Source organism: Neisseria montereyensis, from assembly GCF_024834045.1.
GTDB lineage: Bacteria > Pseudomonadota > Gammaproteobacteria > Burkholderiales > Neisseriaceae > Neisseria > Neisseria montereyensis.
In genome coordinates this window covers 1-26,032 of sequence record NZ_JANUXW010000004.1, presented here as the reverse complement: position 1 = coordinate 26,032, position 26,032 = coordinate 1, and the positions used below count along the sequence as shown (strand labels likewise).

31 protein-coding genes and 3 tRNA genes are annotated in these 26,032 nt (G+C 49.2%); 25 read left to right on the top strand and 9 right to left on the bottom strand.

Annotated elements, in window-relative coordinates:
• The first annotated feature begins 2 nt into the window (after window positions 1–2).
• The 12 genes from bamA to NXS09_RS06080 all read left to right on the top strand — a co-directional run bounded on the left by bamA (window position 3) and on the right by NXS09_RS06080 (window position 11,957).
• Window positions 3–2,405, top strand: coding sequence for an outer membrane protein assembly factor BamA (bamA, locus tag NXS09_RS06135; protein WP_259291675.1), 2,403 nt, complete (start codon window positions 3–5; stop codon window positions 2,403–2,405).
• A 40-nt stretch (window positions 2,406–2,445) separates the two neighbouring features.
• Window positions 2,446–2,946: an OmpH/Skp family outer membrane protein gene (locus tag NXS09_RS06130; protein WP_434803012.1), complete on the top strand. Its 501-nt coding sequence runs from the start codon at window positions 2,446–2,448 to the stop codon at window positions 2,944–2,946.
• Window positions 2,947–2,997: 51 nt separating this feature from the next.
• Window positions 2,998–4,050 (top strand): UDP-3-O-(3-hydroxymyristoyl)glucosamine N-acyltransferase, encoded by a 1,053-nt coding sequence (gene lpxD, locus NXS09_RS06125; RefSeq protein ID WP_259291674.1) that lies wholly within the window; start codon window positions 2,998–3,000, stop codon window positions 4,048–4,050.
• Window positions 4,051–4,055: 5 nt separating this feature from the next.
• Complete coding sequence (gene fabZ / locus NXS09_RS06120) at window positions 4,056–4,511, top strand: 3-hydroxyacyl-ACP dehydratase FabZ (RefSeq protein ID WP_259291673.1); 456 nt, start codon at window positions 4,056–4,058, stop codon at window positions 4,509–4,511.
• A 62-nt stretch (window positions 4,512–4,573) separates the two neighbouring features.
• Window positions 4,574–5,350, top strand: coding sequence for an acyl-ACP--UDP-N-acetylglucosamine O-acyltransferase (lpxA, locus tag NXS09_RS06115; RefSeq protein WP_259291672.1), 777 nt, complete (start codon window positions 4,574–4,576; stop codon window positions 5,348–5,350).
• A gap of 146 nt (window positions 5,351–5,496) precedes the next feature.
• Complete coding sequence (pdxA, locus tag NXS09_RS06110; RefSeq protein ID WP_259291671.1) at window positions 5,497–6,477, top strand: 4-hydroxythreonine-4-phosphate dehydrogenase PdxA; 981 nt, start codon at window positions 5,497–5,499, stop codon at window positions 6,475–6,477.
• An 86-nt stretch (window positions 6,478–6,563) separates the two neighbouring features.
• The gene (locus NXS09_RS06105; RefSeq protein ID WP_259291670.1) at window positions 6,564–7,142 is read left to right on the top strand and encodes a beta-class carbonic anhydrase; all 579 of its coding nucleotides are present in this window, start codon (window positions 6,564–6,566) and stop codon (window positions 7,140–7,142) included.
• A 112-nt stretch (window positions 7,143–7,254) separates the two neighbouring features.
• On the top strand, window positions 7,255–7,863 hold the full coding sequence (gene nadD, locus NXS09_RS06100) for a nicotinate-nucleotide adenylyltransferase (RefSeq protein ID WP_259291669.1): 609 nt from the start codon (window positions 7,255–7,257) through the stop codon (window positions 7,861–7,863).
• A gap of 73 nt (window positions 7,864–7,936) precedes the next feature.
• Window positions 7,937–8,329 carry a ribosome silencing factor gene (gene rsfS / locus NXS09_RS06095; RefSeq protein WP_259291668.1) on the top strand — a complete coding sequence of 131 codons (393 nt, stop codon included), beginning with the start codon at window positions 7,937–7,939 and terminating at the stop codon, window positions 8,327–8,329.
• Window positions 8,330–8,620: 291 nt separating this feature from the next.
• Window positions 8,621–10,117 (top strand): ribonuclease G, encoded by a 1,497-nt coding sequence (rng, locus tag NXS09_RS06090; protein WP_259291667.1) that lies wholly within the window; start codon window positions 8,621–8,623, stop codon window positions 10,115–10,117.
• A 66-nt stretch (window positions 10,118–10,183) separates the two neighbouring features.
• Complete coding sequence (locus NXS09_RS06085) at window positions 10,184–10,603, top strand: HIT family protein (protein WP_259291773.1); 420 nt, start codon at window positions 10,184–10,186, stop codon at window positions 10,601–10,603.
• Window positions 10,604–10,793: 190 nt separating this feature from the next.
• Window positions 10,794–11,957 (top strand): LD-carboxypeptidase, encoded by a 1,164-nt coding sequence (locus NXS09_RS06080; protein WP_259291666.1) that lies wholly within the window; start codon window positions 10,794–10,796, stop codon window positions 11,955–11,957.
• A 71-nt stretch (window positions 11,958–12,028) separates the two neighbouring features.
• Here NXS09_RS06080 and folD read toward each other — a convergent pair whose 3' ends face one another.
• The gene (folD, locus tag NXS09_RS06075; protein ID WP_259291665.1) at window positions 12,029–12,886 is read right to left on the bottom strand and encodes a bifunctional methylenetetrahydrofolate dehydrogenase/methenyltetrahydrofolate cyclohydrolase FolD; all 858 of its coding nucleotides are present in this window, start codon (window positions 12,884–12,886) and stop codon (window positions 12,029–12,031) included.
• 356 nt (window positions 12,887–13,242) lie between these two features.
• Between folD and NXS09_RS06070 the strand changes: the two genes are divergently transcribed.
• From NXS09_RS06070 to NXS09_RS06045, 6 genes are all read left to right on the top strand, one after another.
• Window positions 13,243–13,320 (top strand) — tRNA-Pro (locus tag NXS09_RS06070).
• 45 nt (window positions 13,321–13,365) lie between these two features.
• Window positions 13,366–13,442: transfer RNA gene (locus tag NXS09_RS06065), tRNA-Arg, on the top strand.
• Window positions 13,443–13,463: 21 nt separating this feature from the next.
• Window positions 13,464–13,539, top strand: a tRNA-His gene (locus NXS09_RS06060).
• Between the two features lie 136 nt (window positions 13,540–13,675).
• A complete protein-coding gene (gene rfaE2, locus NXS09_RS06055) occupies window positions 13,676–14,185 on the top strand; it encodes a D-glycero-beta-D-manno-heptose 1-phosphate adenylyltransferase (protein WP_259291664.1) in 510 nt (169 codons plus the stop codon).
• Entirely contained in the window at window positions 14,182–15,924 is a 1,743-nt protein-coding gene (locus NXS09_RS06050) for a bifunctional biotin--[acetyl-CoA-carboxylase] ligase/type III pantothenate kinase (RefSeq protein ID WP_259291663.1), read from the top strand. Before rfaE2 ends, NXS09_RS06050 begins: the two co-directional genes overlap by 4 nt.
• Window positions 15,921–16,781, top strand: a complete 861-nt coding sequence (locus NXS09_RS06045) for a hypothetical protein (RefSeq protein WP_259291662.1) — start codon at window positions 15,921–15,923, stop codon at window positions 16,779–16,781. Before NXS09_RS06050 ends, NXS09_RS06045 begins: the two co-directional genes overlap by 4 nt.
• A gap of 322 nt (window positions 16,782–17,103) precedes the next feature.
• Here NXS09_RS06045 and NXS09_RS06040 read toward each other — a convergent pair whose 3' ends face one another.
• The 4 genes from NXS09_RS06040 to lptM all read right to left on the bottom strand — a co-directional run bounded on the left by NXS09_RS06040 (window position 17,104) and on the right by lptM (window position 19,900).
• Window positions 17,104–17,622: an NADPH-dependent FMN reductase gene (locus tag NXS09_RS06040; protein WP_259291661.1), complete on the bottom strand. Its 519-nt coding sequence runs from the start codon at window positions 17,620–17,622 to the stop codon at window positions 17,104–17,106.
• 200 nt (window positions 17,623–17,822) lie between these two features.
• On the bottom strand, window positions 17,823–18,419 hold the full coding sequence (rnhB, locus tag NXS09_RS06035; RefSeq protein ID WP_259291660.1) for a ribonuclease HII: 597 nt from the start codon (window positions 18,417–18,419) through the stop codon (window positions 17,823–17,825).
• Between the two features lie 66 nt (window positions 18,420–18,485).
• Window positions 18,486–19,736 (bottom strand): diaminopimelate decarboxylase, encoded by a 1,251-nt coding sequence (gene lysA / locus NXS09_RS06030; protein ID WP_259291659.1) that lies wholly within the window; start codon window positions 19,734–19,736, stop codon window positions 18,486–18,488.
• 2 nt (window positions 19,737–19,738) lie between these two features.
• Window positions 19,739–19,900, bottom strand: a complete 162-nt coding sequence (gene lptM / locus NXS09_RS06025; protein ID WP_259291658.1) for an LPS translocon maturation chaperone LptM — start codon at window positions 19,898–19,900, stop codon at window positions 19,739–19,741.
• Between the two features lie 75 nt (window positions 19,901–19,975).
• Between lptM and cyaY the strand changes: the two genes are divergently transcribed.
• Window positions 19,976–20,308: an iron donor protein CyaY gene (cyaY, locus tag NXS09_RS06020; protein WP_259291772.1), complete on the top strand. Its 333-nt coding sequence runs from the start codon at window positions 19,976–19,978 to the stop codon at window positions 20,306–20,308.
• A 195-nt stretch (window positions 20,309–20,503) separates the two neighbouring features.
• Window positions 20,504–20,689, top strand: coding sequence for a hypothetical protein (locus NXS09_RS06015; RefSeq protein WP_259291657.1), 186 nt, complete (start codon window positions 20,504–20,506; stop codon window positions 20,687–20,689).
• Window positions 20,690–20,721: 32 nt separating this feature from the next.
• Here NXS09_RS06015 and NXS09_RS06010 read toward each other — a convergent pair whose 3' ends face one another.
• Window positions 20,722–21,024, bottom strand: a complete 303-nt coding sequence (locus NXS09_RS06010) for a porin family protein (RefSeq protein WP_259291656.1) — start codon at window positions 21,022–21,024, stop codon at window positions 20,722–20,724.
• Between the two features lie 104 nt (window positions 21,025–21,128).
• Between NXS09_RS06010 and NXS09_RS06005 the strand changes: the two genes are divergently transcribed.
• Window positions 21,129–21,932 carry a carbon-nitrogen hydrolase family protein gene (locus NXS09_RS06005; protein ID WP_259291655.1) on the top strand — a complete coding sequence of 268 codons (804 nt, stop codon included), beginning with the start codon at window positions 21,129–21,131 and terminating at the stop codon, window positions 21,930–21,932.
• An 81-nt stretch (window positions 21,933–22,013) separates the two neighbouring features.
• Here NXS09_RS06005 and NXS09_RS06000 read toward each other — a convergent pair whose 3' ends face one another.
• Window positions 22,014–22,238, bottom strand: a complete 225-nt coding sequence (locus tag NXS09_RS06000) for a hypothetical protein (RefSeq protein WP_259291654.1) — start codon at window positions 22,236–22,238, stop codon at window positions 22,014–22,016.
• On the opposite strand from NXS09_RS06000, the gene NXS09_RS05995 reads away from it, so the two are divergent.
• Window positions 22,213–22,488 carry a hypothetical protein gene (locus NXS09_RS05995; protein WP_259291653.1) on the top strand — a complete coding sequence of 92 codons (276 nt, stop codon included), beginning with the start codon at window positions 22,213–22,215 and terminating at the stop codon, window positions 22,486–22,488. The genes NXS09_RS06000 and NXS09_RS05995 overlap by 26 nt on opposite strands.
• Before the next feature lie 177 nt (window positions 22,489–22,665).
• Here the strand turns inward: NXS09_RS05995 and NXS09_RS05990 are convergent, their stop codons facing one another.
• A complete protein-coding gene (locus NXS09_RS05990; RefSeq protein ID WP_259291652.1) occupies window positions 22,666–22,890 on the bottom strand; it encodes a hypothetical protein in 225 nt (74 codons plus the stop codon).
• Between NXS09_RS05990 and NXS09_RS05985 the strand changes: the two genes are divergently transcribed.
• The 3 genes from NXS09_RS05985 to thiE all read left to right on the top strand — a co-directional run bounded on the left by NXS09_RS05985 (window position 22,865) and on the right by thiE (window position 25,498).
• Window positions 22,865–23,026, top strand: coding sequence for a hypothetical protein (locus tag NXS09_RS05985; protein ID WP_259291651.1), 162 nt, complete (start codon window positions 22,865–22,867; stop codon window positions 23,024–23,026). The genes NXS09_RS05990 and NXS09_RS05985 overlap by 26 nt on opposite strands.
• A gap of 104 nt (window positions 23,027–23,130) precedes the next feature.
• Window positions 23,131–24,807, top strand: coding sequence for a pentapeptide repeat-containing protein (locus tag NXS09_RS05980; RefSeq protein WP_259291650.1), 1,677 nt, complete (start codon window positions 23,131–23,133; stop codon window positions 24,805–24,807).
• A gap of 28 nt (window positions 24,808–24,835) precedes the next feature.
• On the top strand, window positions 24,836–25,498 hold the full coding sequence (gene thiE, locus NXS09_RS05975; protein ID WP_259291649.1) for a thiamine phosphate synthase: 663 nt from the start codon (window positions 24,836–24,838) through the stop codon (window positions 25,496–25,498).
• 279 nt (window positions 25,499–25,777) lie between these two features.
• Here the strand turns inward: thiE and NXS09_RS05970 are convergent.
• On the bottom strand, window positions 25,778–26,032 hold a 255-nt coding region (locus tag NXS09_RS05970; RefSeq protein WP_259291648.1), incomplete at its 5' end, for a hypothetical protein.

The following is a 26,032-nucleotide window of genomic DNA, read 5'->3' as shown; positions in this document are numbered from 1 at the left end:
TTATGAAACTGAAACAAATTGCTTCTACCTTAATGTTAATCGGTTTGTCGCCGCTGGCAATGGCAGACTTTACCATTCAGGATATCCGCGTAGAAGGTTTGCAACGCACGGAACCCAGCACTGTTTTCAATTATTTGCCGATTAAGGTAGGCGATACTTTCAGTGATGCCAAAAGTGAAGAGATTATTAAAAATCTTTATGCAACCGGATTTTTTGAAGATATCCGTGTTGAAACCTTAGGTAATCAGGTTTTGCTGACAGTGGTAGAGCGTCCGACCATCAGCAGCTTGAATATCAGCGGTGCCAAGCTGCTGCAAAACGATGCCATCAAACAAAATTTTGATGCGTTCGGTTTGGGCATATCCCAGCCTTTCAATCAGGCAACCTTGAATGAAGCCTTAATGGGCTTGAAACAAGAATATATGAGCAGGGGTAAACAGTCGGTAGAGATTACGCCCACTGTAACCAGATTGGCGCGCAACCGTGTTGCGCTTGATGTCAAAATAGAAGAGGGTGAAAGCACAACCATCTCCGATATCGAATTCGAAGGTAACGAACATTATTCGGATCGCAAGCTGCGCCATCAGATGTCGCTTAGCGAGCGGGGGCTTTTCACTTGGCTGACCAAGAGTAATGTTTTTAACGAGCAAAAATTTGCTCAAGATATGGAGCGGGTGACTGATTTTTATCAAAATAACGGCTATTTTGAAGCGCGTATATTGGATACCAATATTCAAACCAATGACGATAAAACGAAGCAGACCATAACCGTTACCGTTCATGAAGGCCCGCGCTATAACTGGGGTAAGGTTCGAATCGAAGGCGATACCCGTGAAGTGCCCAAAGAAGATTTATATAAAGCGTTGACCATGAAAGAAGGCCGCCGTTACGAACGGCAAAAAATGGTCGACAGCTTACAGGCTATGCAAAATGCAATGGGCAGTGCCGGTTATGCGTTTAGCGAAATCAATGTCCAACCTATTCCGAATCCGGAAACACAAACGGTTGATTTCGTATTGAATGTCGAGCCCGGCCGTAAAGTTTATGTGAATGAAATCAATATTTCCGGTAACAACAAAACACGCGATGAAGTAGTTCGCCGTGAATTGCGCCAAATGGAAGCGGCGCCTTATGATGTTTCCAAACTTCAACGTTCTAAAGAGCGTATTGAGTTATTGGGCTATTTCGACGATGTGCAATTTGATGCCAAGCCGGTTGAAAATACGCCCGACCAGATAGATTTGGATTTATCGTTGAAAGAACGTTCCACCGGTTCGCTTGATGTCAGTGCCGGTTGGGTACAGGATACCGGTTTGGTGATGTCGGTGGGTGTGGCGCAAGATAACTTGTTTGGTACGGGTAAATCCGTTTCCACCCGTGTATCGCGCAGTAAAACCACGCAAAATGCTTCGCTTTCGTTTACCGAGCCCTATTTCACGCCCGATGGCGTCAGCTTGGGTTACGATATTTACGGCAGGGTTTATGATCCGCGTAAATTAACCACCAGCACAACCTATCAATATAAAACCACCACGCTGGGTACCGGCTTCCGCATCGGTGTGCCGGTTACCGAATACGACCGTGTGAATTTCGGTTTGGGTGCGGAACACATGACTGTGAATACCTATGACGGTGCCCCCAAACGTTATCGTGAGTTTATTGATGATGTCGGTGCAGGCGAAAACGGTATCGGTAAATTTAAAGGCTGGATTTATAAAGGCAATATCGGTTGGGGACGCAATAAAACCGATAGCGCGCTATGGCCGACACGCGGTTACCTGACCAGTATTAACGGTGAAATCGGTTTGCCGGGCAGTAAGCTTGAATACTATACGCTGACACACAATCAAACCTGGTTCTTCCCGCTGACTAACGATTTAACGCTGATGTTGGGTGGTGAAGTCGGTTATGGTAATGGCTACGGTAAAACCAAAACCATGCCGTTCTTTGAAAACTTCTACGGCGGTGGTTTAGGCTCGGTTCGCGGTTATGAAAGCGGCACCTTAGGGCCTAAAGTTTACGACCAATACGGCGACAAAATCAGCTATGGCGGTAATAAAAAAGCCAGTGCTACCGCAGAATTGCTCTTCCCGATGCCGGGCATTAAAGACTCCAGAACAGTACGTTTGAGCTTGTTTGCCGATGCCGGTAGTGTGTGGGACGGTAAAACATATGATGATGACAGTAGTGACTTCCGTAACGGCAGCAATGCGACGCAAAACGTTTACGGATTAGGTACGTCACACAGATCGACATTTAAAGAAGAATTGCGTTATTCGGCAGGGGCGGCGGTAACATGGTTGTCTCCATTAGGCCCGATGAAATTCAGTTACGCTTATCCGATTAAGAAAAAACCGAGCGATGAAATACAACGTTTCCAATTCCAATTGGGTACAACGTTCTAATTCGGCATAATGCTCGAAAAGGATTTTTATGAATAAAGCAGTGCCATATTTGATGCATGGTTTGGTGGCTGCCACATTGAGCCTGGGTTTGATGGGTAGTGCGGTGGCCGACGGTATCCAAAAACTCGGGTTTATCAATACCGAGCGGGTTTATCGTGAGTCCAGACAAGCTCAAAATATTCAAAAAACATTGGAAAAAGAGTTCAGTAGCCGCCATGAGGCTTTAGAGCAACTTCGCCGTAAGGGTGAAAGTGTAGAGAAAACTTTGGCCTCCGGTAAGTTGTCCGGTGCCGACCGTGAAAAAACCGTTAGGGAACTTAACGAGTTGGTGCGTCAATACCGTGTCCAGCAAGCCCAATTGGCAGAAGAATATAATCTGCGCCGTAATGAAGAATTTGCTTCTTTACAGCAAAATGCCAATCAGGTCATTATCGAATTGGCGAAAAAAGAGGGCTATGATCTGATTTTGCAAGATGTGATTTATGTTAACAGTAAATACGATATTACCGACAGTGTGATTAAATCCATGAATGCACATTAAGCCTAACTTAGGTTTAATGATTCACTTTGAAAAATTCAGACGGCCTTTTCTATGAAACCAGCTTTTTATACCTTATCGCAAATTGTGGCCGAATTAGGCGGCGAATGGCGCGGCGACGATATCAGTATCGCCGCCGTGCAGCCGTTGGCTGATGCAACAGCCGACCATATCAGCTTTTTGGCCAATCCGAAATATAAGGCCGACGTTGCCGACAGCAACGCAGGTGCCATTATTGTCAGCCAGAAAATGGCCGATGAATTCAGCGGCCGCAATCTGATTGTGGCACAAGATCCCTATTTATATTTTGCCCGTGTCGCCCGTTTGTTTTCGCCTATTCAAAAAGCCGTTGCAGGCGTTCATCCTACTGCGATTATCGAGCCGACAGCGAATGTGCCGGCAAGTTGCGAAATAGGCGCCCATGTTTATATCGGCGGTAATACGGTTTTAGGCGAAGGGTGTCGTATTTTGGCCGGTGCCGTTGTCGAACATGATTGCGTATTGGGCAATGAAGTGGTGATTCACCCGAATGCCGTGATTTACCATGGCTGCAAACTGGGTGATCGGGTTGAAATACATGGCGGTAGTGTGATTGGTGCCGATGGTTTCGGCTTGGCATTTACCGGATCATCATGGTTTAAAATCCCGCAAACAGGCGGGGTGGTATTGCATGACGATGTGGAAATCGGTGCCAACAGTATGATAGATCGCGGTGCCATGTCGGATACGGTTGTCGGCCAAGGTACCAAAATCGACAATCAGGTACAAATCGGCCACAACTGTCAGATTGGCGAACATACCGTGATTGCCGCATGTGCCGGCATTTCGGGCAGCACCAAAATCGGTTCTTATTGTATTATCGGCGGGGCGGCGATGTTTGTCGGCCATATCGAAATTTGCGATAAAACCACTATTGGCGGCGGTACGGCCGTGACCCATTCGATTCACGAGCCCGGCTATTATGCGACTTGCTATCCGCTACAAACGCATAAAGAATGGGCGCGTAATGCGGTGCATATCCGGCATTTAAGTGAAATGAACAAACGTATCAAGCAGCTAGAAAAAACGTTGGAAACAATGCAATCTATTAAAAACAATAAGGAATAAAATACATGGACATCCAGCTCCCGATTGAAACCAAAGACATACAGAAACTCATTCCGCACCGCTATCCGTTTTTATTGCTCGACCGTATTACTTCATTCGAGTCTATGAAAAGCCTAACGGCCATTAAAAACGTGACCATGAGCGAACCGCATTTCCAAGGCCACTTCCCCGATTTTCCAGTAATGCCGGGCGTGTTGATTATCGAGGCGTTGGCGCAGGCTTGCGGCACGTTGGCGATTTTGAGTGAAGGCGGCCGCAATCCGGAAGAGATTTATTTCTTTGCCGGTATTGATAATGCCCGTTTCAAACGGCAGGTGGTTCCGGGTGATCAGCTTTTGCTGAAAGTGGAACTAATGGCCAATAAACGCGGTATCGGTAAATTTAAAGCCGTTGCTACCGTTGAAGGACAGGTTGCCGTCGAAGCCGAAATTATGTGTGCTAAGCGTGCAGTAGAACTATAAATTTAAAAAGGCCGTCTGAATTTAATGTTTTCAGACGGCCTTATAAGGGAAAGAAAGCCTACATGAGCTTAATTCATCCTACCGCAGTAATTGATCCGAAAGCCGAACTGGATTCTAGTGTTAAAGTTGGGCCTTATACCGTTATCGGGCCGAATGTACAAATCGGCGCCCATACTGAAATCGGCCCCCATACCGTGATAGATGGGCATACCACCATTGGCGAAAACAATAAAATTTTTCAGTTTGCTTCGTTAGGCGCGCAGCCGCAAGACAAGAAATACAAAGATGAGCCAACCAAACTGATTATCGGTAATGGCAATACCATCCGTGAATTTACCACCTTCAATACCGGTACGGTAACCGGTGCAGGGGAAACCAGAGTCGGCGACGACAACTGGATTATGGCGTATGTGCATTTGGCGCATGACTGTATCGTCGGCAACCATACTATTTTTGCCAATAATGCCTCATTGGCAGGGCATGTGGTGATTGGCGATTATGTGGTTTTGGGCGGTTATACCTTAGTGTTCCAATTTTGCCAGATTGGTAACTATGCCATGACCGCATTTGCCGCAGGTGTTCATAAAGATATTCCGCCTTATGTGATGGCAGCGGGATACCGTGCCGAGCCGGCAGGGTTGAACTCCGAAGGCATGCGCCGAAACGGATTTACCGCCGAACAAATTGCCAATGTGAAGCAGGTTTATAAAATCTTATATCGTCAGGGCTTAGGGCTGGACGAAGCCAAAGCCGAAGTATTGAAACTGGCTGAAACCGCACCTGAGCTTGAAATATTCAAAGACTTCTTTCAAACCTCGACACGCGGCATTGTGCGTTGATTGTTGATATTTAACCGATAATAAAATATTGTTTCAGACGGCCTAAGTGAATGTGGTGTTGCCATATTTTACTGAAGGCCGTCTGAAATATTTTGGGCGGCATGGGTGTAGAATACAAACCTTGTATTGGCTAAAGGAAATGGGTGATGACACTTCCCGTATTGGCGGTAACCAGTGGCGAACCGGCAGGTATCGGCCCGGATATTTGTTTGGATTTGGCTTTTGCCGAACCGACCTGCCGCTATGTGGTGCTGGGCGATAAAGATTTATTACACGAACGTGCCGAGAAATTGGGTAAGAATATTCGTTTGCGCGACTATCGGGCGGGGCAGACACCTGAAAAAGGGGTGTTGGATGTTTTGTCTATTCCATTGCGCGCACCGTGTGAGGCAGGCCGTCTGAATGCTGAAAATGCGGCGTATGTGCTTGAATTATTGGATACGGCGTTTGAGGGCGTTCAACGCGGTGAATTTTCAGCGATGGTAACCGCGCCGTTGCACAAAGGCATTATCAACGATGCCGGAGTTCCGTTTAGCGGCCATACCGAATACTTGGCCGAAAAAAGCCATACCCCGCAAGTGGTGATGATGTTGGCAGGCGGTGGCTTGCGCGTGGCTTTGGCTACGACACATCTGTCCTTGAAAGACATTGCCGCCGCCATTACCCGACCGCTGCTGGCATCGGTATTGCGGATTTTGCATACGGATTTACAAACCAAGTTCGGTATCGCCGCACCGCGTATTTTGGTGGCGGGTTTAAACCCCCATGCCGGAGAGGGCGGGCATTTGGGGCGTGAAGAAATCGAAGTGATTACGCCGACCTTAACCGCATTGCAGGCGGAGGGGCTGGATGTGCGCGGGCCGTATCCTGCCGATACGCTGTTTCAGCCGTTTATTTTAAAAGATGGCGATGCGGTATTGGCGATGTACCACGATCAGGGCTTACCGGTTTTGAAATATGCCAGCTTCGGCAAGGGTGTGAATATTACCTTGGGGCTGCCGTTTATCCGAACATCGGTTGACCATGGTACGGCGCTGGATTTGGCCGGTACGGGGCGTGCCGATTCGGGCAGTTTGATGGAAGCCGCCCAAACCGCATTGGAAATGGCGCGGCATTGGCAACGTTAATCATAAGGTACTGGTTTTGGTTCAAACACTCTTTGCCCGAACGCGTTATAATGAAAAATTGTTTTGATAAAAGCATGTGAAACATCATGAGTGAACTTGATAATATTCTTTCATTTAATCAAGAATTTGTAGAATCCGGCGAGTATTCGCAGTTTTTTACCAATAAATACCCCGAACGGCAATTGGCAATTTTATCGTGTATGGATGCCCGTATGGTCGAATTGCTGCCGCGCGCATTGGGTTTGAAAAACGGCGATGCCAAACTGATTAAAAATGCCGGAGCATTGGTGACCCATCCTTGGGGTTCGGTGATGCGCAGTTTGTTGTTGGCCGTGTTTGAATTGAAAGTTAAAGAAATTATGGTGGTTGCCCATCATGATTGCGGTATGCGCGGATTGAATCCCGATGCATTTTTGAGTAGTGTCCGGCAGCACGATATTCCCGAAGACCGTATTACGACATTGCGTAATGCGGGTATTGATTTAGACAACTGGCTAACAGGCTTTGATAATGTTGAAGAAAGCGTACGCCATACCGTCGGCATTATCCGCCGCCATCCGCTGATGCCGGAAAATGTGGCCGTGCATGGTTTGGTGATTCACCCGACAACCGGTAAATTAACAGTGATTGTGAACGGTAAACAAGAATGTGCGATTAATCCGTAAGCAAGAACGCGTTATCAAACGTAGGCCGATGGCTGAATAATGTTGATTGTCTTGTCTTAATACGTTTTCTTCGTTATAACGGTATCCTTCTTTCAGACGGCCTTGATGATTTATGAAAAAAATAGGACTTTTCGGCGGCACTTTCGACCCGATACACAATGGTCATATACACATTGCCCGAGCGTTTGCCGACGAATTAGGTTTGGATATGGTGGTTTTTTTGCCGGCGGGCGACCCGTATCATAAAGAAACCACCCAAACCGCAGCCGAGCACCGTTTGGCCATGACCGAGCTGGCCGCCCAAGCCGATAGCCGTTTTGCCGTGAGCGATTGTGATATCGTACGCGAAGGGGCAACTTATACGTTTGATACGGTGCAGATTTTCCGTCAGCAGTTTCCGGCGGCACAATTGTGGTGGCTGCTCGGCAGCGACAGCCTGCTTCAGTTGCATACATGGAAAAAATGGCAGACTTTAGTTCGCCAGATTCATATTGCCGTTGCCGCGCGAGAGGGTGACAACCTTGCCCGTGCCCCCCGCGAATTACATGGCTGGTTGGGTGATGCCTTACAAAACGGCAGCCTGCATCTGCTGAAAACGCCGATGTACAATGTTAGCTCCACCGAAATACGCCGCCGCTTGGGCAATCATGAAAGCACCGAAGGATTGATAGCCCCCCAAGTAGAGGCTTATATAACAAAACACGGTCTTTACCGCCGCTAAGGCAGACCATTATTTCAGACAGCGGTTATTGAATACTAAGGCCGTCTGAAAACCTTAACAAACAGGAAACTTTATGAACGAACAAGAATTGAATGATTTGCAAAAAATGGTCGATATCGCCGTGAATGCGTTGGAAGACGTTAAAGGCAAAGATATTACCGTATTGGAAACGCACGAAAAAACCCCGCTGTTTGCCCGTATGATTATTGCCAGCGGCGACAGCAACCGCCAAGTCAAAGCGCTGGCCAACAGTGTGGCTGTTGACTTAAAAGAAGCCGGCTTTGAGATTCTCGGCAGCGAAGGGCAGGACAGCGGCGACTGGGCATTGGTGGATGCCGGTGATTTGGTGGTGCATGTAATGCTGCCGGCGGTACGCGATTATTACGATATCGATACTTTGTGGGGTGGCGAAAAACCCTCTTTCCATGAGGGCATGCAAAAGCCTTGGCATGCGGCCGACAACTAAGAACCGCATTATTTCATCAAACAAATTATATAGGCCGTCTGAAACCGTTTTCAGACGGCCTTTTCATCATGTTTTCGCTTTGCCTAAACCATACCTTTAGCGTATGATTGTTCCGTTTGTAACGGGGGCGTTCGGCTCTATGCTTTCAAACCCGGATTAAATTTTTTTACAATTGATTTCAAAGCCATTTTACGCCATAAAGGTTAAAATATTTCGTTCAAAAAACTTTTGCAATCGGTTTTCAAAACAGAGAATCTATTGCAAAAGTATTTTCATATTTAAAGAGTAATCATGTTAAACGGTATCCCTTTGCCTAAAGACACCATACGCCCGCCCGAAACCGTATTGGTGAACATCACGCCGCAAGAAACCCGTGTGGCCGTTTTGGAAGAAAACAACGTTTGCGAGTTGCATATCGAGCGCAACAGCGGCCACGGTCTGGTCGGAAATATTTATCTCGGCGTGGTACGCCGCGTATTGCCCGGCATGCAGAGCGCGTTTATCGATATCGGCTTGGAACGCGCGGCGTTTTTACACATTGTCGATGTATTGGAACAGCGGCGTAACCCCGACGAAACCCAACGCATAGAACATATGCTGTTTGAAGGGCAGTCGGTTTTGGTGCAGGTAATTAAAGACCCGATTAACAGCAAAGGTGCGCGCCTTTCCACCCAAATTTCACTGGCCGGCCGCTTTTTGGTTCACCTGCCGCAAGAAGAACATATCGGCATTTCGCAGCGTATCGAAGACGAAGAAGAGCGCAACAGCCTGCGTACCCGTTTGGAAAACCTATTGCCGGCCGACGGTTCGGGCGGCGGTTATATTATCCGCACCAGTGCCGAAACGGCGACCGATGCCGAGTTGCAGGCCGATATCCACTATTTGACCAAAGTTTGGGAAAACATCTGCCATCAGTCGAAAACCCTGCCTCCCGAAACCCTGCTGTATCACGATTTGCCGCTGAGTTTGCGCGTGTTGCGTGATATGTTTAGCGACAATACCCGCCAAATCTTAATCGATTCCACTGAAAACTATCAGCGTATGAAAGCATTTTCAGAGCTGTATGTGCCGGGCGCAGCAGAGAAAATCACCTTGTTCAAGGGCGACCGTCCGCTGTTTGAAAGCTACAATGTCGAGCAGGAAATCAACCGTTCGCTACAACCGCGTGTCAATCTGAATTTCGGCAGCTATCTGATTATCGAAGCCACCGAAGCCATGACCACCATTGATGTGAACACCGGCGGTTTTGTCGGCGCGCGCAATTTTGATGAAACCATTTTCCGCACCAATCTCGAAGCCTGCCATACCATTGCCCGCGAATTACGATTACGCAATCTGGGCGGTATTATCATTATTGATTTTATCGATATGGCGCATGAAGAACACCGCGAAGCCATCTTGCAGGAATTGGCCAAAGCCTTAAGCTTCGACCGTACGCGGGTTACCCTGAACGGCTTTACCAGCCTCGGCTTGGTCGAGCTGACCCGCAAACGCACCCGCGAAAACCTCAGCCATGTATTGTGCGAACCGTGCCCGACCTGTCAGGGTAGGGGCCGTCTGAAAACCCCGCAAACCGTATGCTATGAAATACAGCGCGAAATCGTGCGCGAAGCCAAGCGTTATGATGCGCGTAGTTTCCGTATTTTGGCCGCGCCCAGTGTGATTGATTTGTTTTTAGACGAAGAATCTCAATCATTGGCCATGCTGATAGACTTTATTGGCAAACCGATTTCATTGGCGGTAGAAACCGCTTATACACAAGAACAATACGATATTGTGTTGCTGTAATGGATAGGCCGTCTGAAACGTTTCAGACGGCTTACTGATACAGAGAACACCGGAATATAAAATATGATGAACCAACCGAACTGTCCGTTGTGCCATCCGCAAAACGAAGAAGTATTATTGCAAACCGAGCGTTTGCGGGTGATAGCCGTCGATAACGAACCGAATGCGCCCGCCTTATGCCGTGTGATTTGGCAGGAACATATTGCCGAGATGACCGATCTGCCGAGCGAACAGCGCAATGAAATCATGGATATGGTGTATCGTGTCGAAGCTGCCATGCGGCAGGTATTGAAGCCGACCAAAATCAATTTGGCCAGCTTCGGCAATTTCGTGCCGCACCTGCATTGGCATGTGGTTGCCCGCTTTCAAAACGATGCCAATTTCCCCGCCGCGATTTGGGCGGCCGCCGAACGCGATGCGGAAGTGGTGCTGCCGGATAATTGGAAAGAGCAGGTGAAAACGCAGTTAGTCGGTGCAGCGGCATAAACCGTAGCGGTAGGGTGAAACTACTTTTGGCCGTCTGAAAACTTTACCGGATATAAACCAAGCGCCGACAATATACGGGCAACGCTTAACTGTGCGGGCTAAAGCCGTTACAATAGCGCGACAATATTTATCCGAACATACGGGTCGCCTTATTCAAGCTAAGGCCGTCTGAAAAAACAAGGAATCTTTAATGAGCTGGCAACATTCCCGACGTAATTTTCTCAAAACATCCGCAGCAATGGCAGGCGCAGGCGTATTGGCTGCCTGCGGCAGTGTATCCACAACCCAATCCGGCAAACCGTCGGGTCAGGCCAAACCCGTGCCGCCGAAACGCACAAGTGGCCGTGGCGATACCACCTTGCGCGTGGTCGCGCCGTCGGGCTTTGCCGATAATACCGAACGCACCCAAACCGGTTTAACACGTTTATATAACGCAGGCTTTACCATCACCAACCAAGAAGCGGCCTTCCGCCGTTACCAACGTTTTGCCGGCAGCGATGCCGAACGGATTGCCGATTTTCAAGATGTCGCTACCGGACGTGCGCCGACCCCGAAAGTATTGATGGGTTTGCGCGGCGGTTATGGCGCCATACGCCTGTTGCCGCATATCGATTTCGACCGCCTCGGCGGCCGTATGCGTGAGCGCGGTACCTTGTTTTTCGGCTTTAGCGACGTATGCGCCGTGCAGCTGGCTTTGTTGGCGAAAGGCAATATGCCCAGCTTTGCCGGGCCGATGATATACAGCGGATTCGGCAAGGCCGTACCCAGCACCTATACGATGGATGCCTTTATCCGTGGTTCGACCCATTCCGAAAATACCGTCAGCGTTTATAATATCCAGCGTAGAAGCGTGAATGCGGAAGGTACGCTTTGGGGCGGCAACCTCAGCGTATTGGCCTCATTGGTCGGCAGCCCCTATATGCCCGATATTCAAGACGGTATTCTGTTTTTAGAAGATGTAGGCGAACAGCCCTACCGCATTGAGCGCATGTTGCAAACCTTGCATCTGGCCGGAATTTTGTCGAAACAGCAGGCTATTGTGTTCGGCGATTTCCGCATGGGCAACACCCGCGACGTATACGACAGCAGCTATGATTTCAGCTCGGTGGTGAACACGGTTGCGCGCGTTGCCAAAGTACCGGTATTGACCGGCTTCCCGTTCGGGCATATCAGCAATAAAGTCACGTTCCCATTAGGCGCACATGCGAAAATCCGCAGCGAGTCCAACGGCGGCTATTCGGTTGCATTCAGCGGCTATCCCACTTTGGATGCGGGCAGTTTGACTTTGGATACCCTGTTGCCGCAAATCAGCCCTGATCCGATTGATATTTTGGAAGACAATGTTTTGGAATAAAAGATAAAAGCATATTGATAAAAAGGCCGTCTGAAAGGTTTCAGACGGCTTTGATGTTTATTGGCATTGCATTACGCTTTATCGTGCAGCGTGGCTGCGTATAGCGTGTTTTCCAACAGCGTTGCGATGGTCATCGGGCCGACACCGCCGGGCACGGGCGTAATCATCGCGGCGCGTTCTTTGGCCACATCAAATTCCACATCACCGCATAATTTGCCGTTTTCCAAACGGTTGATGCCCACATCAATCACCACTGCGCCGGGTTTGATCCATTCGCCTTTCACAAAATTCGGAATGCCGACACCCGCCACCAAAATATCGGCGGCGGCCACTTCGTCGGCCAGATTTTGCGTGGCACTATGGCAAATGGTAACGGTTGCCCGCGCCAACAGCATTTCCAAGGCCTGCGGACGGCCGACAATATTCGATGCGCCGACAATCACCGCTTTTTTGCCTTTCGGGTCGACTCCATAGGCTTCCAGCAGCGTCATTACCCCTTTGGGCGTACACGGGCGCATCAACGGCATTTTCACCGCCAAACGGCCGACATTATAAGGGTGGAAGCCGTCTACATCTTTATGCGGCAGAATACGCTCCAACACATCTTGGCTGTTGATTTGCGGCGGCAGCGGCAGTTGCACCAAAATGCCGTCTACTTCCGGATTGGCGTTTAATTCGTCGACCAATTTCAACAGCTCGTCTTGAGAGGTTTCGGCAGATAGTTCGTAAGAAAGCGATTTGAAACCCACTTTTTCACAAGCGATTTTTTTATTGCGGACATAAACCGCGCTGGCCGGATCGTCGCCAACCAATACGACGGCCAAACAAGGGGTATGCAGGCCGGCTTCGCGGCGTTCGGCCGCCTTTTCGGCCACCGCTTCCAAACGTTGTTGGGAAACTTCTTTACCGTTAATCAGTTGTGCGCTCATAGCAGTAGGTTCCTTGCTGGAGTTGAAGTAGAAAAAAGCGGATTATCGCATTTTTAGCGTTTGATTTCATCCGCTTTGATATCGGCAGCGGATTTTTTGAGGCCGTTGCCGTAAAAGGGATGACTATCCGATCAATCAAACGGTATGGGGGAGCCGTTGTGAATAGGCCGTCTGAAAATACCGGGTGCTAAAGCGGCGGATTCTGGAAGATATGCACGACAACGGATAAGGGCGGGATAAAGTATGACGAAGGGTAAATCCTATATGAAAAGAAACAGATAGCGGTTTTATATTGAAATTGTCGGGCGGCAGGCTTGACGTTAAATACCCGTTTCGGTATAGTTCGTTTCTCTCGTCGGGGCGTAGCGCAGTCTGGTTAGCGCACCTGTTTTGGGAACAGGGGGTCGTGAGTTCGAATCCCACCGCCCCGACCAGATTTACCGTTCCGACATTTGTCTGGCAAAGATGCGAACTGCAATGCGCCCGTAGCTCAACCGGATAGAGCACCCGCCTTCTAAGCGGGCGGTTACAGGTTCGAGTCCTGTCGGGCGCGCCAAGTCTTATCAGTTTTCTTGTGGTGGCTGTAGCTCAGTTGGTAGAGCCCCGGATTGTGATTCCGGTTGTCGTGGGTTCGAGCCCCATCAGCCACCCCAATATAAAAAAACCCCGTGTATCATAAAATACACGGGGTTTTTATCAGTTGTATCCGGCCGGTGCCGCCCCCATCTTTCTAAAAACGTACCGCTTCGGTATGATTCTCACTATATCAATAAAGAAAGCAACAGCATCATGGAAAAATGGTCTCTGCCTGAATTTGAAAGCAAAATTTGCCCGCCCGAAGCCTTGGCCGAACGCCTTGCCGAACTGCCGCGCCCGCTGGTGTTTACCAACGGCTGTTTCGATATTCTGCACCGCGGCCATGTCACTTATCTGGCGCAGGCGCGTTCTACCGGCGCGGCTATGGTATTGGCCTTGAATACCGACGCATCAGTGCGGCGGCAGGGCAAAGGCAGCGACCGCCCGATTAACCCGCTGGAAAACCGTGCCGCCGTTGTGGCTGCTTTGGCCAGTGTGGATTTGGTCACATGGTTTGATGAAGATACGCCGGCCAATGTGATTGAATTGGTGAAACCCGATATTCTGGTGAAAGGCGGCGATTGGCCGATAGAAAAAATCGTCGGCTCGGCGGAAACCTTGGCGCGCGGCGGCAAAGTGTATTCCATTCCTTTTTTACACCAAACTTCCACAACGCAAACATTAGCGAAAATCCGCGCCTCAGAAACGGCGGATCGCACATGACGGCACTCAAACCGCCGCTTTGGAAACTGTTGGCCACGCTTTCAGACGGCCGGCAGCAGCATGTATCGGCACTGGGGCGGGCAGTCGGTTTGAAGCCGCAACAGATGAACGGCTTGTGGCAGCAAATGCCGCCGCATATCCGCGGCCTGTTGCGCCAGCACGACGGGCAGTGGCGCTTGGTGCGGCCGTTGGCGGTTTTTGACGAAACGCGCCTGCGGCAAATCGGTGCGCGACATGGTTTTCAGACGGCCTTATATCATGAATGCACATCCAGCAACGATATTGTGCTGGAAACTGCAAAAACCGATTATCACAAAGCCGACGGTCTGTTGGTGGTGGCACATCACCAAAGCAAAGGGCGCGGGCGGCAGGGCAAAACTTGGCAAAACCGTTTGGGCGAGTGCCTGATGTTCAGCTTCGGCAAGGTATTCGAACAGCCGCAAAGCGAATTGGGTGCTTTGGCTTTGGCCGTGGCTTTGGCCTGCCAGCGTGCTTTGGTGAAGCTGGGTGTGGCCGCTCAGATTAAATGGCCGAACGATTTGGTGGTCGGCCGCGGCAAGCTCGGCGGCATTCTGATTGAAACGGTACGCAGCGGCGGCAAAACCGTTGCCGTGATTGGTATCGGCCTGAATTTTGTGTTGCCTAAAGAAGTCGAAGAGGCCACTTCGGTGCAGGCGGTGCTTCAGACGGCGCCGTTAAGCGTTGACGAATTATTGTCGGCCGTATTAGACGAATTAGACAGCGTTTTAACCCAATTCGGCCGTCACGGTTTCGCGCCGTTGATGGCGGCTTATCAGGCTGCCAACCGCGACCACAACCACCATGTGCGCCTGTTTCAAAACGGCGAAACCCTTTACGAGGGCGTAGTGGCCGGCGTCACCGAGCAGGGCGCGTTGCGCTTGCAAACCGAACAAGGCGAACGCTTGGTGGTGAGCGGTGAAATCAGCCTGCGCCCCGATGAGCGCCCCCAGCCCGTTCAGACGGCCGCTTCCCAGCGTTATCTGCTCTTGGATGCGGGCAACAGCCAGTTAAAATGGGCATGGGTGGAAAACGGCGTTATCGGGCATACCGGGCGCGCGCCTTACCGCAATCTTGCCCCGTTGGGTATGGAATGGCAGGAACGCGGCGATGATACGGTGCGGATTATCGGTTGTATTGTGAGCGGCGAAGTAAAAAAAGCGCAAGTGGCCGAACAGCTACCCAAACCGGTGCAATGGCTAGCTTCGATGCCGCAGGCATTGGGCATACGCAACCATTACCGCAATGTTGAAGAACACGGCTCCGACCGTTGGTTTAATGCTTTAGGCAGCCGCCGTTTTACTGCCAATGCATGCGTGGTGATGAGTTGCGGTACGGCGGTTACCATTGATGCCCTCACCGATAATAATCATTATCTGGGCGGCACCATTATGCCCGGTTTCCACCTGATGAAAGAATCGATGGCACTCAAAACCGCCAATCTAAACCGCCCGCACGGCAGGGTTTATCCGTTCCCGACCACCACCGCCAACGCTTTGGCCAGCGGCATGATGGATGCGGTATGCGGTTCGCTATTGCTGATGCACGCGCGCTTACGCGAAAAAGTCGGGATGGAAAAACCGGTGGACGTAATCATTACCGGCGGCGGCGCACCGAAAGTCGTACAGGCGTTACCCCCGTCGTTTGTTTTGGACAACACGGTGAAAATTGTAGATAATCTTGTCATTTTCGGCTTATTGAACTGGATACAACAACCATGAAATGGCTTTTTGCTGTATTGGTGGCATTGAATATTATTGTTTTCGGCGCAACGGTTGCCGGCCGCATTGCGGACAAACAAAAAACCACCGTCGCGCCGACTATCCCTATTGTTGCCGAAGCGCAACAAGAATTGGCACCGCCTATGATTGAGGTGGGCAAAGAAGCATCTGAAACCGCTGCTTTGGATTGGATAAATGAAAGCGAATCTACGGCTGCCGTTGCCGCTTCGGAGCCGGTAGACGACGAATTGCTGTTGGCCGAAATGGATAAAAAGGCCAAAGAAGAGCAAGCCGCCAAAGAGAAAAAAGAGCAGGAAGAAAAAGCCAAACGCGAGCGCGAGCGCAAAGAAGCGGAGGTAGCGAATAGAAACCGCCAATGTACCAGCAATGCCAGCATCACCTTGGAAGAAGACGATTACCACCGTATTAAAGGGCTGCTGAAACAATGGCCGCATGTGGCTTCGCGTACGGTAGAAAAACGCAGCGACAAACCCAAAGCCGCCGCCCAATCGCAAAAAACCTACCGCGTACTGGTGCCTTCCGGCGGCGATGCGATGGCGCAGTTGGATAATCTGGCCGCCAAAGGCTTCAGCGGTACGTTTTACGAAGGCGATATCAGTGTGGGCGTTACCCGCAGCCGTTCGGCCGCCCAAGTATTGATTTCACGTTTGGCAACGGCGGGCTTCGGCGGAACGCGTATCGACGAGCAGGACGATCAAAGTGCGTCGTCGGCAAACAATTCGCTCAGCGTGGCGAAAATGCAGGTCGTGTTTATGAATATCGATGATAAAAATGCGGCTTCTATTCAAAATATTGTCAAACGCTATGGCAAATTAAGCCGTGGGGTGTGCAAATAAATCAATCGCACAAAGCAGTTATATAAAACAGGCCGTCTGAAAATAATCTTTCAGACGGCCTTTTGTAGGGGCGGATTAAATATCCCCCGTTTGTTTGGGCTTGGGCAATGTTTGAATAATGGCACTATGGCTTTGGGGATGGATGCGGGCGGATATTTAATCCGCCCCTACCAACAGCCCTGATCTATCCATCTTTTCAAGATTCAATAAACACCAAATACCATAGCCAAATACCCTACATATATTGATTACTGTATATGGCCGGAATTATTTAGGCCGTCTGAAAGATGGTTTCAGACGGCCTATTATTGGGCTGAAATGATTAGCTGTTGATCAGTTTGTTCACCAATGCTTTAAGCTCATTGGCAATGGTTTCGTCGGTAATTTTGCCGTCTTGGAAAACATCATTGAATTTTTTGATGCTGTAGGTATCAACAATTTCGGCACCGAAATGGGGCAGGGTGGTTTTGGCGATTTCCAAAGCATGAGCCGCACCGCCCGGGCCGGGTGAAGCGCTCAACAGCAATACTTTTTTATCTTTTAAAAAGGTACGCTCTTTGCGTGACAACCAATCAAGGTGGCTTTTAAAAAAGGCCGTCATATTGCCGTTGTGTTCCGATACGCTGATAATCAGCTTGTCGGCAGGTTGCAATTTTTCATATAAAGCTACAGTTTCCTGCGGCACGCCGTCGGCTTTTTCAATATCCATGCTGTATAAGGGCGTGGGATAGTCTTTTAAACAAATCACTTCGATATCGGATGAAAAACCGGATACATAATTTACCAATGCCTGATTGAGGGAAGTGGAACTGTTGCTGCCTGCGAAAGCGATAATAGTCATTATGATGTTATTCCTTAAAGATAGTCGTACATAAAAATAAAGCTGATTCAAATGTTTGCCGCCTGTACGATGGCGCAAACCCATTTGTGGTCGGATTTTTGCGTAAAGTATAAATTTTGCGCATAACCAGACAATATTGTCAAATTATCCGCCGATTTATTCAGACGGCCTATTCAGACGGCCTATATGGTTTCGTTTGGCTAATCATCGGCAAACAAACGGCCTTGCGCCGCCAATGCTTTGATAGGGGCGAAGCCCAAGCGGTGTTCTTTTAAAATACCGAATTCGGCCAATGCCGCCAGATGCGCCGCCGTGCCGTAGCCCTTGTGCCGCTCGAAACCATATTGCGGATAACGCTCGGCTAAGGCATACATTTCCGCATCGCGGGCGGTTTTGGCCAGCACCGAAGCCGCCGATATGGCTAAAACCTTGCTGTCGCCTTTTACAATCGCTTCGGCTTCGATATTTAAGTTTTTCGGGATACGGTTGCCGTCTATCAATACTTTTTGCGGCGGCGTGGCTAGGCCGTGTATGGCGCGGGTCATGGCCAACATGGTGGCATGCAAGATATTCAGCTCGGCAATTTCGTCTACATCGGCAGAAGCGACCGCCCAAGCCAGCGCCTGTTCTTTAATCTGCACGGCCAGTTGGTCGCGTTTTTTTTCGCTCAGCTTTTTAGAATCGGTTAGGCCGGGCAATTCATAATCCGGCGGCAGAATCACGGCGGCGGCAAACACGCTGCCCACTAAGGGGCCGCGGCCTGCTTCGTCCACACCGGCGATTAGGGTTTGGGTCATATCGGGGCTTTCGTGCGGCTTGGCGTGGTTGAACCAAGCCGTTGGCGGTTTCAGACGGCCTTAGTTTTAGTTATCAGCAAGCGCTTGGGGTTGGCTGTCTAAGCAAGCCTGCTCATTGGCCAATTGCTGTTCAATGGTTTCCCGTTGGCGGATAAGCCGCACATCCGAGCCGTTTATCAATACTTCGGCGGCGCGGTTGCGGGTGTTGTAGTTGCTGGCCATGCTGCTGCTGTATGCACCGGTACTATGCACCATCAGCAAATCGCCTGCTTGGCAGGCAAGGCGGCGGTTTTGGCCTAAGAAGTCGCCCGTTTCGCAAATCGGGCCGACCACATCGGCGGTAAACGCTTCGCCATTGCTATCGCCAACCGTTTCAATGCGGTGGTAGGCATCATAAAGGGCGGGGCGCATTAAATCGTTCATGGCCGCATCGACAATCACAAAATTCTTTTCTTCGCCGTGCTTGATAAATTCGACACGGGTCAGCAATACGCCCGCATTGCCAACCAAGCTGCGACCCGGCTCCAGCATTAATTTCAGCTCGCGGCCGCCCAATAGCTTGGCAACCGCATCGGCATAGGCTGCCAAGTCGGGTACTTCTTCATTGTCGTACACAATACCGACACCGCCGCCTAAATCAATATGTTTCAGCACAATGCCTTCGGCGGCCAATTGATCGACCAACAATAAAATGCGCTCGCATGCTTCTACCAACGGGCTTAAATCGGTGAGTTGCGAACCGATATGGCAGTCGATACCGACAATATCCAAATGACTCAACGCGGCCGCGTGGCGGTATGCCGCCAAAGCATCGGTATAGGCAATGCCGAATTTATTGGCTTTTAATCCGGTGGAAATATAAGGATGGGTTTTGGCATCGACATCGGGGTTAATACGCAATGAAATCGGCGCTTTTTTGCCCAAACGTTCGGCCACGGCCTGAATGCGGTCGAGTTCGGGCAGGCTTTCGACATTGAAGCACAAAACACCTGCATTTAATGCAAATTCGATTTCCGCTTCGCTTTTGCCGACACCTGAAAAAATGGTTTTGCCCGCATCGCCGCCGGCCGCCAACACCCGCGCCAATTCGCCGCCGGATACAATATCAAAGCCGCTGCCGAGCGCGGCAAAATGCTTGAGAATGCTCAGATTACCGTTGGCTTTCACCGCATAGCAAACCAAAGGGGTTAATGCCGCAAAAGCATCGGTATAGGCGCGGTAGGCATCGGTGAGCGCCGATTGTTGGTAAACATAAAGCGGGGTGCCGAATGTGTCGGCCAGTTTGGTTAACGTGGTGGGGTTGTGGTGTGTGGTCATGATTATTGTGTGGGTGCGGTAGGTTCTCTGGATTCAAATTGCAATCCGGTTTGAATCACGCCGAAGCGGGCTTTATCGCCTTCTTCGGGCAGGTATAAATCGTTTTTATAACCGCAGCCGGCCAATAAATAGGCGGCTGCCAGCAAAAATACAGCGGTTCTCATGATACTCTTTCGTTGTATGCGTTAATGTGGCAAGATGCGGTATCTTAAACAAAAAAGCCCTTGTGCACAAAGCCCATCATGAACGAAAGCGAATTTTTACAGCAAACCGATGCCTTATTTAACCATATTGAAGACCAAATAGACGAAGGCGGTTGGAGTTTCGATTGCTTGCTAAGCGGCAATGTATTAACCATCGAAGCCGACGACGGCACACAAATTATTGTCAACCGCCACACCCCCAATCAGGAATTATGGATTGCAGCCAAAAGCGGCGGCTACCATTTCGCCGAAAACAACGGCCGATGGCTGGCCACGCGCGACGGCAGCGAATTTTTCAGCGTATTGAATCAGGCACTCAGCGCAGCGGCCGGGGAAGATGTTGTTATCGAGCCTTATACTTTCCAATAAGAATGAAATGGTTTAGGCCGTCTGAAAGATTGTTTTCAGACGGCCTTTGTAGGGGCGGATATTTAATCCACCCCTACACGCCATTCTGAGCTATCGCTTTTTTCCTATTCAATCCACACCGAATACGCTTAAAAACACAGTAGGGTGTGTGGCGAAAGCCACGCACGCGGATTTTAAAATCCAACCAACGCGTGCGTGCCGTTGGCACACACCCTACACATGCCGATTACCGGATACGGTTTCAATCATTTCAAGCCGTCTGAAAGATTGTTTTCAGACGGCCTTTGTAGGGGCGGATTACATATCCGCCCACACCCTCATCCCAATTCATGCCGCCATTTCCAAACATTGCCCAAACCCAAACAAAAGAGCGGATATTAAATCCGCCCGTACCAATAGCATTTCAACCCCAATCAACGGCTAAACATACTATTCTCTTTTTTCTTGCGGAAATAATCCCGCATCGATCCGCTGCTATTGCTCACCGGCGCGCCCTGCTCAAACTGCCAGATAACATTATTATTACCGCCAATCGGATGCGAACCGCGCATACCGATATAGCTGCCGAAATCATCAATAGACGTACCGGAACGGCGTTCGCCGTCCATAGTAATGCGCGATGTGGTCACACCGCTGCGGATATCACCGTAAAGACGCACATCCGCCCACGCCGCCAGCGGCAACGCAGCACAGAAGATTAAAATACATTTTTTCATTAACCGTTCTCATTTAAAATAACGCATGAAAAGTCTAACAGAAGCACGGTTTAAAAGTCATTAAAAAATGAAAAGGCCGTCTGAAACAAACAAGGAGAACCCTCATGCACACCATTCGCGTTGCCGCCATACAAATGGTTTCCGGTACCGACCCCCAAGCCAATATCCAAACCATGCACCGCCTCGTTAAAGAAGCCGCCGAACGCGGCGCCGCATGGGTATTGCTGCCCGAATACTGGCCGATTATGGGCGAAAAAGACAGCGACAAACTCGCCTTTGCCGAAGCAGACGGCAACGGCCCGCTGCAAACCGCCCTCAGCCAAACCGCACAAGAAAACAATATCGTCTTATTCGGCGGCTCCATCCCCCTACAAAGCCCCGACCCCGGCAAAGTATTAAACACCATGCAGGTATACGACCGCACCGGCGCATTAATCGGCAGCTACAATAAAATGCACCTCTTCGGCTATTCCGGCTTGGGCGAACGCTACGACGAAGCCGACACCATACTCGCCGGCCACACCCCGCCGCACCTGAGTGCCGACGATATCCACCTTGCCGCCGGCATCTGCTACGATTTGCGCTTTCCCGAATTTTTCCGCATCCAACAGCCTTTCGACATCCTCATGCTGCCCGCCGCCTTTACCTACACCACCGGCAAAGCACATTGGGAACTGCTGCTGCGCGCCCGCGCCGTTGAAAACCAATGCTACGTTATCGCCTCCGCACAAGGCGGCGTACACCAAAACGGGCGGCGCACATACGGCCACAGCATGATTATCGACCCGTGGGGCGAAATCCTCGACGTATTGCCCGAAGGCGAAGGCATGGTTATGGCCGAACTCGACGCCGCCCGCTTAAAAAGCGTCCGCAACCGCCTGCCCGCCATCATGCACCGCATTTTATAAACCGCTTGAGCCAATAAAACCCAATAAACGGCTATTGTAGGGGCGGATTAAATATCCGCCCGTATCCACATCATGCCGACCTTATCCAAACATTGCCCTAACCCAAACAAACGGGCGGATATACAATCCGCCCCTACAACCGTCCCAATCCATCGCTACTTCCATAGCAAACCAAAACCAAACACGATTAAAAAACAGGTGTAGGGTGTATGACGAAAGCCACGCACACGGTTTTAAAAAACCAACCAACGCGTGCGTGCCGTCGGCACACACCCTACACATGCCGATTACCGGATACGGTTTCAATCATTTCAAGCCGTCTGAAAACAATCTTTCAGACGGCCTTTGTAGGGGCGGATTAAATATCCGCCCGTATCCACACCATGCCGACCTTATCCAAACATTGCCCAAATCCAAACAAAAGGGCGGATATGCAATCCGCCCCTACAAACAATCCCGAACTACCACTATTTCGCCTATCCAACCAAAGCCGAACACTGTTAAAAACACCTGTAACAAACGTAGGTCGGATACTTGTATCCGACAAAACGGTTAATATTGTTGAAATATTTCATCATGGTGATGATGTATCAATGTCGGATTCAAGAATCCGACCGACATTGGCTTATACCTTTCCATAGAATAATCAAGGCCGTCTGAAAGATAAGATTGTTTTCAGACGGCCTTTGTAGGGGCGGATTACATATCCGCCCACACCCAAACCATGCCGCCATTATCCAAACATTGCCCTAACCCAAACAAACGGGCGGATATACAATCCGCCCCTACAACCGTCCCAATCCATCGCTACTTCCATAGCAAACCAAAACCAAACACGATTAAAAAACAGGTGTAGGGTGTATGACGAAAGCCACGCACACGGTTTTAAAAAACCAACCAACGCGTGCGTGCCGTCGGCACACACCCTACCCATGCCGATTACCGGATACGGTTTCAACCATTGTAAGCCGTCTGAAAAGTTTTCAGACGGCTATTGTAGGGGCGGATTACATATCCGCCCGCGCACCCAAACCATGCCGCCCATTGCCCGGCCGCAAAAAGCAAACCCACAAAACCATCAAACCTTTATATAATCACCCTGCCCAATAATCATCACCGCCATACGAACCTTTTAAGCAGGCCGTCTGAAAAATATAGTGCATGGTTCTTTTATTCACCTCAAAAATCAAAGATAAATATGAGCAAGCAATCCGAACAATCTGAAAATAGCCAACCATCGAAGCCATTACAAAAACTATTATCTTGGCTATTCAAACGCCAGCGGGAAGAGGTGATTATTATCATAGCCTCTTGCTTAGCGTTATCTCTGTTTATTTTTTTATGGGTACTATCATGCACAGTGGATGACTTTTGGGGAAAAGCCGCCGGAAGTAATGGCTTCTGGACGCTGTTCGCACTTATTCTTTCCGCCCCTATTGCTTTTTGTATTTGGCATTTCCGAGACCAAAACACCATCAAACAGCTTGAAAGCCAACGCAAAGACGTTAATCTAAAAGAGTTTCATAAAATCGCCGAATGGGTAAGCGGTTTGCATTTGGTTGAAGAAGAAATTACCGAAAAAACCAAACAAACAGGACAACAGCCGAATATTGAAAACCCTACTTCAGAATCTACCCAATCTATATCAAACACGGCTTTAGAAGAACTTGAAACTGCTCGGAAATACGGCCAAGCAGGTAATCAACGCCATCTACCCAGCCATAGCCGTGAAGATGGCGCGGTAGGCTTACAAGTCGCAGCAGTCTATATGCTCAAACCGTTTTTTTGTGGTGAACATGGCGATGACTTTCGCCGTCCGGCATTAAATCTGCTAACAGCGGCATGGTTGGCTTTATTTAAACAGGTTGAGGAACAAGAAAATTTAAAAACTGACCCATCTGCCCCCTTATTGGAAGATAATCTCAAAAAACTGCGGGGTTTACGTAAAAGCTCATTGGCAATTGCTTTAACCGAAGTATTATTAGCCGAAGGAGGAAAACATCTTCACCTCCATCCGGAGGTATTTCCTAATCTGTATTTACCTTATGTAGACTTAGACTTACTCGGCTTGGATACAGAGAAGGTCAAACAATTATTTTATAAAAAAAATTGTATAGGCATTCAATTACAAGGTGCTTTTTTAAAAAAAGTTAATTTGCAAAAAACTGATTTACAAAAAGCTAATTTTAAAGGTGCTTATTTAGAAGAGGCTCATTTAGAAGGCGCTAAATTACAAATGGCTAATCTAGAAGATGCTAATTTAGAAGGAACTCATTTAGAAGGTGCTAACTTACAAGGAGCAATTTTAAAATCAATATTTTCAAGGTCAGCTCATTTTCAAGGAGCTATACTAAATTATGTTCGATTACAAAAGGCTCACTTACACAATGCTGACTTAAGAGATGCCCAGTTACAAGGTGCCCAGTTACAAGGTGCTCAGTTACCAATAGCTCAATTACAAGGCGCTAATTTGAAGAATGCCAACTTACAAAAAACTCAATTACAAGGAGCAGACTTAGAAGGAGCCAATTTACAAGCGGCTGATTTAGTCAATGCGGATATATTAGAAACTTTACATTTAGATCAAGTAGTTTCTTGGACAGGTACATTATTGAAACAGCACGATGCAATATACATACAAAAAAAATTTAATCTACCCAATACTGACTGGATACTGACACCAGATGATATAAATATATCCTCTGAAGAGTGGCCTGTTTACTTTAAATTTCAAAAACAACGACCAGTTGATTCTTTTACCCATAGTTTAAATATAGCAAAAGAGAGTCAATCTGAATTATTAAAACAATTCCAAGAATTAAATCCTGACTGGAATATTGAAATCATTCAGATAAATGATTCATTGAAAATATAGCTAACCCTATCCCCCAAGGACTCAAAAAATGCAAAATCCCCGCTCTTTCCTAAAACTCTACCTAGTCGCCGGTACGCAAGATTGTAACCACCTATCCGGCACACCCGAACAAAACCTGCTTTCGGTATTGGAACAGGCATTAGCCGCAGGGATTACCTGCTTTCAATTGCGCGAAAAAGGTAAAAACGCCATTCAGGATACGGCGCGTATCGAGCAACTGGCGGTACAATGCCGCGACTTGTGCCGCCGCTATCAAGTGCCGTTTTTTATTGATGACGACATAGAGATGGCATTGGCCTTAGGCGCAGACGGTGTGCATATCGGCCAAAAAGACATGCCCGTCGAAGAAGCCGCCGCCTTGTGCCGTGGCAAGCTGATGTTGGGTTTGTCGAACAATACTTGGGCGGAAATCGAAAAAAACCGCGACAACCCCGATTTAAGCTATTTCGCCATCGGTCCGATTTTTTCCACACAATCGAAAGAGCAGCCGAACCCGACCGTCGGCATTGATACCGTCCGTGCCATCCGTGAAAAAGGTTTCGACCGTCCGCTGGTGGCCATCGGCGGTATTAAGGCAGACGCCGCCGACACCATCCGCGCTGCCGGCGCCGACGGCATCGCCGTGATTACAGCCATTACCCACGCATCGGATATTGGCGAAGCCGTACGCAGCCTGTTGCCGCAAGCATAATTTATCAGGCCGTCTGAAAGATTTTTTTCAGACGGCCTCAGCATGGGTAGGGTGTGTGCCGACGGCACGCACGCGTTACTTGGATTTTACAAACCGCGTGCGTGGCTATGCCACACACCCTACGGCGTTTTTTAATTGTGTTCGGTGTGGATTGAATAGGAAAAAAGCGATAGCTCAGAATGGCGTGTAGGGGCGGATTGTATATCCGCCCGTTTGTTTGGGTTTGGGCTATGTTTGAATAATGGCAACATGAATTGGGATGCGGGCGCGGGCGGATATTTAATCCGCCCCTACAATAGCCGTCTGAAAACTTTTCAGACGGCTTACAATGGTTGAAACCGTATCCGGTAATCGGCATGGGTAGGGTGTGTGCCGACGGCACGCACGCGTTACTTGGATTTTAAAATCCGCGTGCGTGGCTATGCCACACACCCTACGGCGTTTTTTAATTGTGTTCGGTGTGGATTGAATAGGAAAAAAGCGATAGCTCAGAATGGCGTGTAGGGGCGGATTGTATATCCGCCCGTTTGTTTG